The organism is Acidiplasma aeolicum, from assembly GCF_001402945.1.
GTDB lineage: Archaea > Thermoplasmatota > Thermoplasmata > Thermoplasmatales > Thermoplasmataceae > Acidiplasma > Acidiplasma aeolicum.
The window spans coordinates 21,759-36,082 of record NZ_LKBG01000253.1 but is presented as its reverse complement, the minus strand read 5'-3'; the positions used below and the strand labels follow the sequence as shown (position 1 = coordinate 36,082).

Annotated in this window: 15 protein-coding genes; 4 read left to right on the top strand and 11 right to left on the bottom strand. The window is 32.9% G+C overall.

Translation table 11 applies throughout. From position 1 onward, the window contains the following. Nucleotides 1-71: 71 nt before the first annotated feature. Complete coding sequence (locus AOG54_RS07470) at nucleotides 72-1,271, bottom strand: CaiB/BaiF CoA transferase family protein (RefSeq protein ID WP_055032576.1); 1,200 nt, start codon at nucleotides 1,269-1,271, stop codon at nucleotides 72-74. A gap of 49 nt (nucleotides 1,272-1,320) precedes the next feature. Then, on the bottom strand, nucleotides 1,321-1,929 hold the full coding sequence (locus AOG54_RS07465; protein ID WP_048100916.1) for a DUF996 domain-containing protein: 609 nt from the start codon (nucleotides 1,927-1,929) through the stop codon (nucleotides 1,321-1,323). Nucleotides 1,930-2,109: 180 nt separating this feature from the next. On the opposite strand from AOG54_RS07465, the gene AOG54_RS07460 reads away from it, so the two are divergent. After that, nucleotides 2,110-3,501 carry a glycosyltransferase gene (locus AOG54_RS07460; RefSeq protein WP_048100917.1) on the top strand — a complete coding sequence of 464 codons (1,392 nt, stop codon included), beginning with the start codon at nucleotides 2,110-2,112 and terminating at the stop codon, nucleotides 3,499-3,501. A gap of 28 nt (nucleotides 3,502-3,529) precedes the next feature. Next, on the top strand, nucleotides 3,530-4,144 hold the full coding sequence (locus AOG54_RS07455; protein WP_048100918.1) for a CDP-alcohol phosphatidyltransferase family protein: 615 nt from the start codon (nucleotides 3,530-3,532) through the stop codon (nucleotides 4,142-4,144). Here AOG54_RS07455 and glmM read toward each other — a convergent pair. Genes glmM through AOG54_RS09575 form a run of 4 tightly spaced genes read right to left on the bottom strand, consistent with a single transcriptional unit; the run spans nucleotide 4,139 to nucleotide 7,027 of the window. Next, a complete protein-coding gene (gene glmM, locus AOG54_RS07450; RefSeq protein WP_048100919.1) occupies nucleotides 4,139-5,476 on the bottom strand; it encodes a phosphoglucosamine mutase in 1,338 nt (445 codons plus the stop codon). The two genes, AOG54_RS07455 and glmM, sit on opposite strands and share 6 nt — an antisense overlap. A 19-nt stretch (nucleotides 5,477-5,495) precedes the next feature. Continuing rightward, nucleotides 5,496-6,578 carry a glycosyltransferase gene (locus AOG54_RS07445; protein ID WP_048100920.1) on the bottom strand — a complete coding sequence of 361 codons (1,083 nt, stop codon included), beginning with the start codon at nucleotides 6,576-6,578 and terminating at the stop codon, nucleotides 5,496-5,498. Further along, a complete protein-coding gene (locus AOG54_RS07440) occupies nucleotides 6,579-6,845 on the bottom strand; it encodes an elongation factor 1-beta (protein WP_048101329.1) in 267 nt (88 codons plus the stop codon). 5 nt (nucleotides 6,846-6,850) lie between these two features. Beyond that, a complete protein-coding gene (locus tag AOG54_RS09575) occupies nucleotides 6,851-7,027 on the bottom strand; it encodes a zinc finger domain-containing protein (RefSeq protein WP_231563387.1) in 177 nt (58 codons plus the stop codon). 78 nt (nucleotides 7,028-7,105) lie between these two features. Here AOG54_RS09575 and AOG54_RS07435 point away from each other — a divergent pair, with 78 nt between their 5' ends. Continuing rightward, a complete protein-coding gene (locus tag AOG54_RS07435; protein WP_048100921.1) occupies nucleotides 7,106-7,330 on the top strand; it encodes a hypothetical protein in 225 nt (74 codons plus the stop codon). Between the two features lie 31 nt (nucleotides 7,331-7,361). Here the strand turns inward: AOG54_RS07435 and AOG54_RS07430 are convergent, their stop codons facing one another. The 5 genes from AOG54_RS07430 to AOG54_RS07410 all read right to left on the bottom strand — a co-directional run bounded on the left by AOG54_RS07430 (nucleotide 7,362) and on the right by AOG54_RS07410 (nucleotide 13,099). Next, nucleotides 7,362-7,970, bottom strand: a complete 609-nt coding sequence (locus AOG54_RS07430) for a peptidase (protein WP_052656656.1) — start codon at nucleotides 7,968-7,970, stop codon at nucleotides 7,362-7,364. Beyond that, entirely contained in the window at nucleotides 7,960-11,463 is a 3,504-nt protein-coding gene (locus tag AOG54_RS07425) for a tetratricopeptide repeat protein (RefSeq protein WP_156150267.1), read from the bottom strand. Before AOG54_RS07425 ends, AOG54_RS07430 begins: the two co-directional genes overlap by 11 nt. Nucleotides 11,464-11,602: 139 nt before the next feature. Beyond that, a complete protein-coding gene (locus AOG54_RS07420) occupies nucleotides 11,603-11,938 on the bottom strand; it encodes a hypothetical protein (RefSeq protein ID WP_048100924.1) in 336 nt (111 codons plus the stop codon). A gap of 23 nt (nucleotides 11,939-11,961) precedes the next feature. Beyond that, nucleotides 11,962-12,597, bottom strand: coding sequence for an isochorismatase family cysteine hydrolase (locus AOG54_RS07415; RefSeq protein WP_048100925.1), 636 nt, complete (start codon nucleotides 12,595-12,597; stop codon nucleotides 11,962-11,964). Between the two features lie 10 nt (nucleotides 12,598-12,607). After that, nucleotides 12,608-13,099 (bottom strand): precorrin-2 dehydrogenase/sirohydrochlorin ferrochelatase family protein, encoded by a 492-nt coding sequence (locus AOG54_RS07410; RefSeq protein ID WP_048100926.1) that lies wholly within the window; start codon nucleotides 13,097-13,099, stop codon nucleotides 12,608-12,610. Between the two features lie 74 nt (nucleotides 13,100-13,173). On the opposite strand from AOG54_RS07410, the gene AOG54_RS07405 reads away from it, so the two are divergent. Then, a complete protein-coding gene (locus tag AOG54_RS07405; protein WP_048100927.1) occupies nucleotides 13,174-14,316 on the top strand; it encodes an acyl-CoA dehydrogenase family protein in 1,143 nt (380 codons plus the stop codon). Nucleotides 14,317-14,324 lie beyond the last annotated feature (8 nt).

Genomic DNA, 14,324 nt, shown 5'->3' with positions numbered 1-14,324 from the left:
CACCTCTGTCCCTGAAGGGATTAATATAAGCCCGTATGTAAGGATAAGTGTGGTCGATGAATCAGGAAGCCTCATTGCCTTGGCATGAGGTAGCTCACTGTTTTATTATTGATTAAATCTTTTATTTTTTCATCACTAAATCCCAGATTTTTTAGTATTTCCCTTGAATGCTCGCCTAGCCTTGGTGACATTAATCTAATTCCTCCCGGGGTTTCAGACATTTTAAACGGGGAATTTAGCATTTTTATATTTTTATTGCCAAAATGCACATCTTTTATCATTTCCCTGTAATTTAACTGTTTATCCATTATAACATCGCTTATCTTATTTACCCTGGAACACGGTATGCCATACTCATTAAATTTTTTAATAAGTTCATCAACAGTATATTTTTTAAACTCATTATTTATAATATTTATCAGTTCATCCCTGTTTTCAAGCCTTTTTTCATTTGTGCTGAACCTATCATCATTTTTTAAATTCTCAATATTTAATGCCGAGCAGAAAAGCCCCCATAATTTTTCAGTACCAACTGTTACGGCTATATAATCATCTCCAGCTTTAAAAACCTGGTATGGCACTATGCTTGGGTGGGCTGAACCAAGTCTCTCTGGATTTATACCTGTTGCTATATAATTCATGAATTGATTTACAAGGAGATATGAATTTACATCCAGCATTGATATATCTATGTACTGCCCCCTTCCTGTGATATTTCTGTAATTAAGGGCCGCAAGTATGGAAATGGTTGCAAATAAACCGCTGGTAATATCTGTAATTGGCACACCAAATTTTACAGGATCACCATTTTTTTCTCCTGTTATGCTCATAAGCCCGGATCTTGCAAGTGCTATAAGGTCATATGAGGGCATTGAAGCATCAGGGCCCGTCTGCCCAAATCCAGATATGCTGCAGTAAATTATTTTATTATTATAATTTTTAAGTGATTCATAATCTATTCCAAGTTTTTTGGCTGTGCCAGGCCTGAAATTTTCAATAACAATATCAGATTTTTCAACAAGTTTTTTAATTATTTCAGTGGCATCAGGATGCTTTAGGTCCATGCATATACTTTTTTTGTTTCTGTTTACACTTATGTAATATGCAGATTCATCATCAATAAATGGGGGTGCCCAGCTTCTGGACTGATCTCCAGCAGGTGGTTCAACCTTGATAACATCTGCACCGAGGTCGCCAAGTATCATAGATGCAACCGGTCCCGACATGGCCTGTGTAAAATCAAGAACTTTTAAACCTTTTAATGATTCCATATTAAGCTAAAAAAATAAAACAACTTAAATTTATGTTTTTATACAATATTTAGAAGTTCATATCATCATATATGCCTTCTTCAGGATTAACCGGATTCCTTGGTTTTGCATCACTGGGCAGTTTATTAAATCCTAGTATAACAAATATTATACCAATAAATATTAGAAGTATTCCTATTATAATTATTGTCAGTATTACACCGATTAAAAGCATGTTTGCTGCAGTATTAAAATCCCTCACACCCGTTAGTTCATATACAGATTTATATGCGAAATATTCAAAAATAATGGATGCTATAACACCGAGCAATAATATAAATAATGATACCAGCAGGCCATAGGCCGGACTTACTGGAGGGGCCGTGCCAGCATGTGTTGTTACAGCATAGCTGGAAATGCCAAAAACCAGAATTACAATTAAACCGATTAAAATTCCAGATATTACACTTGCAAGCATATATTTGAATGGTTTTTTATTATCATAATAATTGGATATCAAATTCATGGAATTCAGAAGCAGTATAAGACCCAGTACCTCTGCAATTAGACCTGCATAATTTATGAAGATGTTTAAGATCCCGCCAAAGAATTCTAATATAATTCCAAGAATTCCATATGTTCTTGCAGGTTCAAGTTCAGGTATTCTCTGCGAGTACATTCTTGGGTATGCAAATTAAAATTAATAAATTTATTGTATTTTTCTAAATTAATATGTAAAAATTAAATAATAACTTTTGATTACGCCAGTAAATGTACATTCAATCAAATATTCAATATAAAATCAATGGTATTTCACACATTATAGAACAGGAATTACATGAATTGAGGAGTGGAACCAATGAATGATGCCTATTATATTATTCCAGTTTTAATATTTTTGCCCACAATACTGCTTATTCTGGCACAGCTGGTTTATTATTACCTCGGAGTAAATCATAAATATAAGGACCTTCAGGTTGCATCCATGCCATCATTATCCATACTGGTGCCAACAAAGGGTGAAAAAATAGAGACTGTGCAGGGACTTCTTGAAAATATTGATAATGCTGAATGGGATAAATCCAAAATTGAAGTAATTATAATTTCTGATGATACAGAGGAATATTTTAAGGAGATGCAGCAGAGGGTAAAAATACCTGAAAATCTAAAGGTTATCTTTTACAGGCGTGGAATTAATAAAAGGGGTTATAAAAGCGGCGCGCTGCATGACGGTTTTAAAAAATCAACGGGGGAACTTATACTTACAATGGATGTTGATGCAAGGATATATAGTGATTCAATAAAAAAGGGGTATGCCCAGATAATGGCCGAAAATGCCGATGCCGTTACCATGAACTGGATTGGCTATGGAAATGTGGAATCAACAACCGTAAATTCTCTTATAATATCAACATATTACACAAATACTTCGATAATAACTGGCAGGGACCATGCAGGCATGCCTGTAATGCCTGTTGGATGTGGAACACTTTTCAAGAGGGATGCCCTTAATGCTGTGGATTCGTGGGACCCTGAAATGATACAGGATGATCTGGAGATCGGCACAAGGCTTATACATGCCGGCAAAAAAATAAAAAGTTCTGATGCCAATATAAAAATAGAGGTTCCAGACACATTCAATGCATTTTATACCCAGCAGACACGCTGGGCCATGGGAAGCATGGAGGTTTTAAGCCGGCGGTTTAGGTACATAATATCATCAAAAATAGGAATTATTAAAAGGCTGGACATTATTGCATTTTTATTACAGTACATACCGCTTGTTCTTACATTTTTAATGGCCATTGCCCTTGTAATAATATCACCATTTATACATTTTGACATATTATTTAATCCACTGTTCTTTCTATGGATAATCCTCCTTGGGTTATATGCATATGTTTTCGTTAAAATCGGTGATAAATTTAATATAAATGCCAAAAAAGCAGTTTCTGCCATGGGCAGGTTATCATCCTACACTGTTGCCATCTCCCCATTTGTTCTGCTATGGATATTCAGGGCATTTAAATCAAGGAGGATTTACAGGATAACACCAAAGGGTGCCGGTCATAAAATGCCATCAAATATCTATGCCATTCTGGCATTTGGAATCTTTTTCATTGCCGGATCTTTATTTTATTTAATACACTTTTATCTTTTAACAGGACTCTGGCTTTTATACTATTCCATGGGTTACATATCAACATTTTATCTTGTTTATAAGGATACATGGCAAAAAAATAAGGAATAATTTAATAATTAATTATTAATATATGTATATGGTTCTGGATTCCTACAGATCAAAGGCAGATAAAATACTGGTGCCATTATCCAAAAAATTTTTAATGCTCAATCCCAATACAATTTCTGTTTCATCATTGATTTTTGCAGCATTTGCCGGGATATTTTATTATTTATCATTTTTTAGTAAGTATATTCTATTTTTATCATTTATATTCTTAATTTTTTCCGCCCTTTTTGATGCGCTGGATGGCAAGATTGCCAGGCTAAAAAATATTGCATCCAAAAAGGGAGACCTTATAGACCATGTTTTTGACAGGTATTCAGATATATTTATTGTCCTCGGCATGTCGTTTTCTATTTTCGGTAACATATACCTTGGTCTGTTTGCAATTTTAGGCATATTACTGACAAGCTACATGGGTACACAGTCACAGGCACTGGGGCTAAAAAGGGATTACTCGGGTATAGCAGGCAGGGCCGACAGGCTCGTTTTAATGATGATTTTTACATTAATACAGATATTTGTAACCGGGCATTTTGATGTTTATAATATAAAACTGTATGTTACCGGCATCCTTCTAATATGGTTTGGCATAGCTGGAAATATAAATGCAATAACCAGATTTTTTGACATATATAAAAATTTATAATTTGTTTATTATATTAATATATTTTTCATTAAGATCCATTGCAGTTTTTTCGTTTTTAGATTCTGTGAATATTCTTAATATTTTTTCTGTGCCCGATGGCCTTATTAAAACCCAGCCTGAATCCTCATATATCTTTATTCCGTCAAGTAGATCTGTTTTTTTATTTCCCAGTGCATCAAGTAATTTATTTTTAATAACATCCCAGTCATATTTTCTGGGTACTGACTTTTTTACCATGTAATATTTTGGTATCTCCCTTAGCAGTTCACTTATTTTTTTATTCTCACAGGCAAGCAGGTTGAGCATTAATGACATTGTCATGGCGCCATCTCTGCAGAACTGATGTTTACCATATATGACACCACCATTCTCCTCTCCTCCAATCACAGCATTGTTTTCTATCATGGTTCTGGCCACAATCGGGGCACCCACCCTTGTTACAATTATTTTTGCATTTTTTTGCTGGCACACATCCTTTAATGCATCAGAGCTGCTTGTTGGGGTAACAAGAGTTTCCCCGGCCCTTAATGTATATTTTGCTATTAAGGCCAGGCTTTCATTTCCATCTATAAAATTACCATTTTCATCTATGAATACGCATCTGTCAGCATCACCATCGTGTGCTATGCCTATATCGAATTTGCCAGTTTTCATAATGTTTATAAGATCCTGCAGATTTTCTGGTTTTGGCTCAGAATTTCGTCCTGTAAATTTTCCATCAGGATTTGAATTTAGCGTTACTATATGGCAGTTGAGCCTGGAAAGTAAAAGCGGGCTTGTATAATATGATGCACCGTTTCCGGTATCTATGGCCACATTTAATTTTCTCTCTGAGATCTTTTTAAAATTAATCAGTGATATTATGCCATTTATGTATAAATCCACTGCAGTATCATCATAATAAAACCTTCCTGCATTTTCCCATGAAACATTTTTAAATTTTTTATTCATTATTAATTTTTCTATTTCATATTCCTTTTCCTCATCTATTTCTGTTCCATCCATATCTATTGCCTTTATGCCGTTATACTGTGGTGGATTATGGGATGCAGTTATCATAATTCCCGGAACATGATTTTTTTTGCAGTAATACTGCAGTGCAGGTGTTGGCAGTATACCAAGATAAACCACATCAGTGCCTGCGGACATTACTGCAGATGAGACTGCATTTAATATCATATCTCCTGTTATCCTTGTATCCTTTGCCATGGCTATTTTTTTAGCACTGAAGAATGTTGCCATGGCCTTTCCAACATCCATGGAGAATTCAGCTGACAGATCATCATTTGGTATACCCCTTATCCCATTGGTTCCAAAAAAATGTAATTCCATATAATGGTATTGTATGCATTTATAATAATTTTTTATTTTTTATATTGTAAACCCTGCCACGCCATGTAATATTTTTCATTCTGTTTGCCATGAAAAGATTAACTGTATAAATAAATGGCATTAAAATTGCGGCAATTACATTTTCAGGCGATACCTTATTGAGACGCCTAATCATGTTCAAAATATATAATATCTCCGGTATTAAAAATAATAAAAAGAGTTTGTTATAAAATATGCCTGCAAATATGGCAGAGAAAAACAGAAACATGTAAGAAAAATAGAATAAAATTCCATAATAAAATATCTTTTTTGATGCAGCAATTGATAGAGCGGTCTGCCTGTTTGCCCACTCAAAAAACTGCTCAAAATTTTCTGGAGAATTTACCACAGGCATTGCCCTTTTTACATAATAAAGATCCAGATTTTTATCCTTGGCTATTTTTGTTAGTGCTGTATCATCCGATATATTGCTGCAAAAATAATCAAAATAATTGTTAAGCAGAGATTTTTTGAATGCAAGAGAACCTCCCCACCCAAATCTTGTTAGTTTTGCCTCCATAAGGCCCATGCCAACAAACCCCCAAACCTCCTTAACCCTGCTCCAGAATCCTCCAACAGGTTTAAAATATGGAAAGGTTGTGGAAATTCCGGCATTATCAATTCCAAGTGGCATAATAAGATACTTAAGCCACTGTGATGAGACCAGAATGTCAGAATCAGCAATAACATAAACTTCATAATCGGGATATTTTTCAATTGCAGTGCATAGGGCCCGCACCTTACCACTGCATTTACCGCACTGAAAATCTGATACAATGCAGTCTATTTTTAGTTTATTTATAATACTGCATGCAGGGTCATCAGGGGAATCAACAATTGTAACAGCATGGTAATCTGGATAATCCTGATTAATTATAGATTTAAGGTTCTCCTCCAGTGAATAATCCACACCACGGCATGGTATCATAACAAGCGTTCTTGGCCTGTAATTGTTTTCTATATCATCATTTACATTTTTATGTGTTTCTATTAAAATAAATCCAAGAGATACAAGCAGTAAAATGATTATATATATTACAAGCAAAATAAAATAAATTAACATTTATATTAATGAGATATCCCTTGTATCAACCTGGCTTACATTCTTTACAGAGGAGATTGCACCCTCAACCCTGTCTATTTTTCCCTCCTCATCTGGAACAATAACCTGAAACATTAGAGCCTTAAGGCCGAAGCCTATCTCCTCCTCATTAACACTATTTATCTTGCACAAATCCTTTATTTTCTCAGTAATGTCATTCTTTAGGCTTTCCAGGTCAATATCCACAGACTCTGGAAGCACTCTCAATAAAACCATTACATCTCCCATTTTAATCACGGCCCCATAAATCCACATTTTGGGCAAACATATGGCGTGGAATGTTCCCTGCACTGTTTGCACCTTCCTATAATCTCCTCCCCACAGTTTGGACATGGAAATATTGAATAACCGACCTCCACGAGTCCTATACCACATGATGTACAAGTATCCTTTGTATTTATATTAATCACTTCCAGTTCCTCATTATTTAAAAATATATAACCTTTATTTTATCAAAAAAATAATGACCATATTAATAATTACATTATATGGAAATAAAAATAGGGGAAAAAAATTTTTTAATAAAAGAGAATCAGATTTTTGTCGCATCTGAAAGGCCATTATATTACGGTATTATCTCAAGGCAAATGTCGAATATATGGAACGCACTTACAGACGCCAATTCTCTGGTATTAAACGAAAGGAATATGAATATAAAATACAGGATAGATGTTGGTGAAAATTCGATATTTTTTGCAACACCTGAAGAATAAATATTTGTACCATATAAAAGACTGATAACGGTTAAAGCCCGAATAATGATGGTATAAAGCCATCAACCACATTTAGGACCAGTGAAAGTATGAACAGGAATGCAAAAACTTTGCTGTTCCAGTAAAATACCTTGCTCCCATCAAGTGGGGGAACAGGTATTAGGTTGAAGAGCGCGAACCAGAAATTAAGAAGTGCAACATAATATAATATAAAACCAGCTATGCCGGTGCTTATAAAGATATATATAAGGTAAAATAACGCTCCCAGAGCAATATTTGTTCCCGGTCCTGCTGCGGCTATTTTTCCCTCGCTTTCAGAATCATAAAGTCCGGCAAATTCAACAGCACCTGGGGCTGCTATGATGAAGCCAAATAATGAGGTTATAAGCGCAAGAATTATTCCGAGATTCCATAATTTAAAAAATGCAACAGCGCCTAGCCTTCTTGCAACAGTCCTGTGTGCAAGCTCATGAAGCAGAAATGCAGTAACTGTTACACTAAATCCGGCAAGGGCAAAAATTGGCAGAAATGCCACGTTAATATGGTATATTCCACCTGTTAAAAACATTGTAAATGCCAGCGTTAATACTAGTACCGCAATAAATATATCATTTCTTTCATTAAATCTATTATACATCATTTTTAATCTCTCTGTTAACCGAATCCAGTATATTTATGGCATCAAGAACGCCTATATTAAATCTGGATACAATATCCATAATTGATCCTGGTTTATTTTCCAGGTCTTTATACATTGCAAGGGCGGCCTTTGAAATATTAATATTTATTTCATTATTCATGGCCCAATTAAGAAATATATAAAAATTTTTTGATTTTATAACATCATTTAAAATATGATTTATGTGATATATCTTAATCTCATGTATATTTTTAATGCCCATATTACGAATCGCCCTTAATACTTCTATTGACATCTGGTTATACTTATATTTATCTATGAATGTGTACGGTTCCCTGGATTCCAGAAAATCATAAACCTCATTTATGAAATATTCCGGAATAATTGATGTTGCAAGCTCTCTGTCAATTATTTTATTATTATCATATTCTTTTTTCAGAATTAATTTTGCGTATTCTATAACGTTTTTAAATTTCAATGAGGCTATTTTTCTATTTTTTAATTCAGATTTTACCTCATGGTTTATCATGCCTTGGTACTTTGTTTCCATTAAATATAAATCATTATACATAAAAAGTCTCGCATATGAATATAAAATATATTTAATATTATTTGAATTTATAAGATTCTGGAATTTTTTGCTTATGTTTAATATACCTTCATAATTCCTGATTGAATAATAAAAATCTATTAATAAATTAAATAAATAAATGGATTTAAACCTTCTGAAACCTGATTTTAAAAGGTACATGGATTCCTCCTCATTATTATTTAGATACTCTGCATGTGCAAGCTTTAAAAGAATGGCCTGGCTATTTCTGTTGTAATAATAAACAATCTTGAGTGTTTTTTCAGCCTCATCATAATTTTCATTATGTATAAAACCATCGGCAATCAGCTCACCAATAACATTATCATGTGTTTCATTGAAAACGTCCTTAAGGGCATTCATAATTACAGGAGAATCAAAATCCTTTAAAATTGCAAATGAATAAATTCTTCTTAATTTCTTTTCCACTAGTAGATCACCGAGGGGTATTAAATCACCCTTTACAATATATAAAACAGATAAAAGGAAATAATTACCAATTGATTTCAGGTAATCAATTGAATTGCCATAAATATCTACGGATTCAAGCAGCGTTTTAAGGTTAATTAAGTTCGCTTCAGGTTTTCTTATATAGGCCATAAGATAATTAAATATGGCCTCATTATACATTTTTTTTGAGAAATAATAATCACCCAAAATTGAATAAATTTTATAATTTACAAGACCTGTTTTTAATAAAAATCTGGCTGCGTTATCAGGATTTTCCTCATAAATTATATAATAGTGCTTGATCACATCGCTTACATTTAATCCATTTTTTAGAATTAATGCAGAATATTGAATTCTGTCTTTAAAATTATTTGCAAAATATCTCTTTATTCTAAGCAAATTTATATCATCAATATTCAGGTTTTTAAGTCTAGCATAAATATCCTCATTAGGAACAATGTTTGCCTGAAGTATCATATCATAAACATACTGATAAACACATGACATATCTTTATCAGAAATTGTATTGGCTATATCTACCATATCTGAATTTTTATCTATTAAGTATATTAAAAATTTCACAGCCATAAATTTTTCATTGTCAAGCTTTTCTATGGCATAATTAATGTAACGTTTTGCATCTGAATACTCCTTTTTATAATATTTAATAAGTGCCATGAAATAATTTATGAACGGATCATTATCGAATCCATCCATGCTTCCAAGCAAAGAAAGGGCCTGATCCATCCTCCCTGATCTTATTAATGTTTCCGTAACAGGGTATATAAAATATTTGGAATCATGCTCAGCAGTATCAATAATTCCAGAATAGATATCCATGATGTTCTCAATTAAAATTTTTATATCCCTAAATTTGTCCATGTCCAGCATATCATTTATTTTTTTTGGTATTGAATGTTTTTCAAAATTTATTGTAATCAATGATATAATATAGGCACACGAAATTGACCCTGAATTTATTACAGACTTTATGTAACTAAATGGGTCCTTTATTTTCCTGCCCTTTAAAAAATCAATTATTAAAGAAAGCAGTTCATAATCATACTTATACTTTTCAAAAAATTCCAAAAACCTGTTATTCCTGCTAAATAAAAAGATTGTATCAATGACCTTGCCATTACCCAGTATTGAAGGGTTTTTATTTATTTGTGCAAGCCCGGCATCAAACTTATTGGTGTATATTAACGCCGGAATATAATATTCAGGATACCTTTCCATTATATTTTGTTTTTCCATAAAATTTATAATTTTTTCATTCTCACCATTTTTATAATAATAGTTAAGTATTGTCCTGTATACAAAATCATCAGCAGAATTATTTTTAACCAAGTTTAATGCAGTTTCAAACTCAAGGTCAATGTCGCCGTTTTTACGGTAATAAATTAGCATCTGTTTCAATATGTCATTGTCTGTTCCGTACTGTTTTTGATACTCTTTAATATCATCCTCGGCCTCGAAAAACATTAATAGGTTTATTTCTGAATTTATTTTATATATAAGCTGTTCTCTGCTTAGGTTATTTTTATTATAATTTATATATGTAAGCGTGGATGCATAATCGCCTATTTTATACTCTATTTCAATAATTCTGTTTATAACATTTTTATTAATATTATAGTATATATTTTTATATATTATAAGTGCATTTTCATAATTCCCTGAATAATAATAGGCATCTGCCAGCATCTGATTGGTGTTATCTGATAATATCATGTAATCTATACTTTGCTTGTAATTGCCTGTGTAGAACAGGTACCTTGCTATCCTCATATTTGGTTTTTTTGGGTTAAGCGATATAATTTTATTTACAAGCGGTATTAATTTTTCCTTCTGGCCAGTTTCAAGAAGCAGATCACCAAGCAAATACATACACCTTATATCATTATTGATGGAAATGCAATTATTAATTGCATCCATGGCATAATCCTTACCATATAATTCAATGATAAGATCCACAAGTTTCCTGAAATCATCATAATTATAAAACTTTTGAAGGTATTCATTAATTAGATCAGCGCTGTATTTACCAAAGTATATAAGGTAATATACACGGTCAAACTCTGGCCGTTTATCCAGGAAATTATTTAAAAGTGATGCTATGTAATCATCATTAATCAATTCCCTTTTTGAACCTAGATAATCTATAAAACTGTTGAAATCATCATTTTTTATAAAACCTTTTAATTTTATGGTGTCAAAAATTTTATTTTCCGGGTCAACAGAATATATTAAATTTCTTAATTCTTCCGGTATATCATTAAATTTCAAATAATTATACAATATATCTGCAATATTTTTATTATAATATTTTTTAATGCTTTCCAGATTATCCCTAAAGTAATCTATTATGGGGCCATAATCATGTGAATCATTAAACCTCTGCAGGAGCTGTATAAATTTATGATCAAGCCTTTTATGCATAATCGAAAACATTCTTTTGTGTATCATTATTTCCATATATTATCTTTATGATTTTTGTTTTCATATCAAATTTATAAAAATTGGGAACCAAATTATTATAAAAATACTGTATATATCATTTTGATTATGGTAATTATCATTTGATAAATATTTAATGTACAAATGGTAAATAGGCTAATACCACAGCAATTTTATGCAGTATGTCTATTCCTGTTAAATCATAGAAGGCTATTCCTATGCCCATGCCCAGGAACATAGATGATAATAAATAGGCAAGGGTTCTTATACCAAAGAATATTATTATACCAGTAATGATGGCAATTAATGGCGCATATATACCTGCACCGGATGATAAATTCATTGATGTATAATGTAAAACATATGCGCTTAAAAAGGAGATAAATCTTGCGCCAAATATAATACCAATAATTATACCTACAATAGTCTCTATGTCATTCTTAATTTTTATATATTTTTTAATATCCATAAAAATATAAAACAAAAATAATATTATAACTTTTCTAATGTTGAGATTATATTTTTTGTTGTTTCAATTATGGCAACACTTCCCATGGATTTCAGGGCTGCCTCATGCCCCTCCCTGTTTGCCGATGAACAAGAATCAGATGCAACAACGGTATAATAACCGAGATTTAGAGAGTCCCTAACACTTGATTCCACGCCTATTTCTGTTGCAATGCCTGTAAAAATCAAGGTCTCTATTTTTGCGGCCTTAAGCATATTATCGATGTTTGTGCCAATAAATATGCTTGCAGTATTTTTATTTAGCACGAAGTCCCTATCAGAGGGCTCAAAGTCACTGTAAATTTCAGCCTCTCTGGATCCTGGTTTCATAAAAACCGGCAGTTTGGATGGGTCATCTATATGAAACCTTTTCATATAGGAATAAATTCCTGGTGCGGGCATGTATTCAAATGGAAGTGGTGTTATTTTAGTATAAATTAGCTTAATATTCTTTTTGCGTGCCTCTGCAATAAGAGATTTTATATTACCTATCAGCTCATCTTTGTTGAAAACATTCTCAACAAGACCATTTTGCAGGTCCCAGAGAACAATTGCTGTATGCTCAGGATTAATTATTTCATTAATATTCTCATATACTTTTTTTGTGCCAAGGTATTTCATAATTCATTAATTAATTATCTAATAAATATTTTATGTGTTTAACAAATTCATTTTTTCCATCCATGATATCATTGTAAAGCTCCCCTTTCAAAATTTTTGCCAGGGATGGATTTACACCGCCGGTATTTATTGAAATGCTAATGCCGCTTATTTTCATACTTGCAGAAGAAATAAAGTTTGATGTATTATGATTGGACACATTATCGCAGAGTATATTCATGGAATCTGCCGTTTTACATATTTCATTATTTAGTTCTTTATTTGATGTTGCTGCAAAAATAATAAAATATTTTTTACTAACATCATTTATACTGCCATTTCTGAGCATTAACCTTATTTTACCATTGGTGGCCAAAGCCTTTATGTATTCTGTTGCATTAACGCTTATAACTGTTATTTTGCAATTTTCATCTATTATTGTTTTTATTTTTCTTTCAGCAATTCTGCCGGCACCAAAGATTAAAACATTCTTATTTGATATATTTAATGCTATGTTATACACAGCACCAAATCTAAAATCTCCTTATAATTTTATTTCATTGCGAAAAATATTATTAATTAATACCATTCACTATTATGTTTAATGAGACAGAAAATCAGATAATAAATGTTGTTCATGAGCTTGCAGAATCAAAGATTAAACCCCGGGCACGGGAAATAGATGAGAAGGCTTATGTCCCCGAGGATATTATTCAGGCCATGAGGGATATGGGCCTCTTTGCACTTTATATACCAGAAAAATATGGTGGTAACGGCCTTCGATTCTCAGTTTTAATGAAAATTATTGAGGAAATCTCATATGCATGTCCAAGCACTGCATTAATACTTGATGGGACATTAACACTATTTGCCGAGCCGGTTATAATGTTTGGAAGCGAGGACTTAAAGCAAAGATACCTAACAAGGGTGGCTTCAGGTGAAATTGGAGGCCTCGCAATCACAGAACCCGGTGCCGGTAGTGACGCCGCATCGATAACCACAAGGGCGGAAAAATCAGGTGATGGCTATGTAATAAACGGAACAAAGACATTTATTTCAAATGGCAGAACGGCAAAGTTTTTTGTGGTTGATACAAGCACGGATAGAGCATTAAAGCATAAGGGCATAACAACATTTGTGGTTGATGCAAATACACCAGGTCTTGAAATAAGCAGGGATATACACAAGCTTGGAATCAGGGGGTCAAGCACCGTTGAACTGAATTTTAATAATGTATTTGTGGATTCCTCAAACATTGTGGGGAAATATAATGATGGTTTTAGGGTTATAATGGAGACCCTGGACGCTGGAAGGGTTGGTGTGGCGGCCCAGGCACTGGGAATAGCCAAATCAGCGTTTGATGAGGCACTTGAATATATTAATACCAGAAGACAGTTTGGAAATAAAATAATTAACTTTGAGGGTATACAGTTTACCATTGCGGAAATGGAATCAAGAATAAAAGCATCAGAGCTTTTAATTTATGATGCAGCTGATAAATATGATAAAAAGCAGAATTCAATTGAGGCATCATCAATAGCAAAAATGTATGCATCTGATACTGCCATGTATGTTGCAGAAAGGTCATTGCAGCTCTTTGGTGGATACGGTTATACCACTGATTTTAATGCTGAAAGGCATCTCAGGGATGCAAAGATAACCCAGATATATGAGGGCACAAATGAAATACAAAAACTAATAATTGCTAGGGAAATTATGAAAGGCCATGGTTTTATGTAAATTCTTAA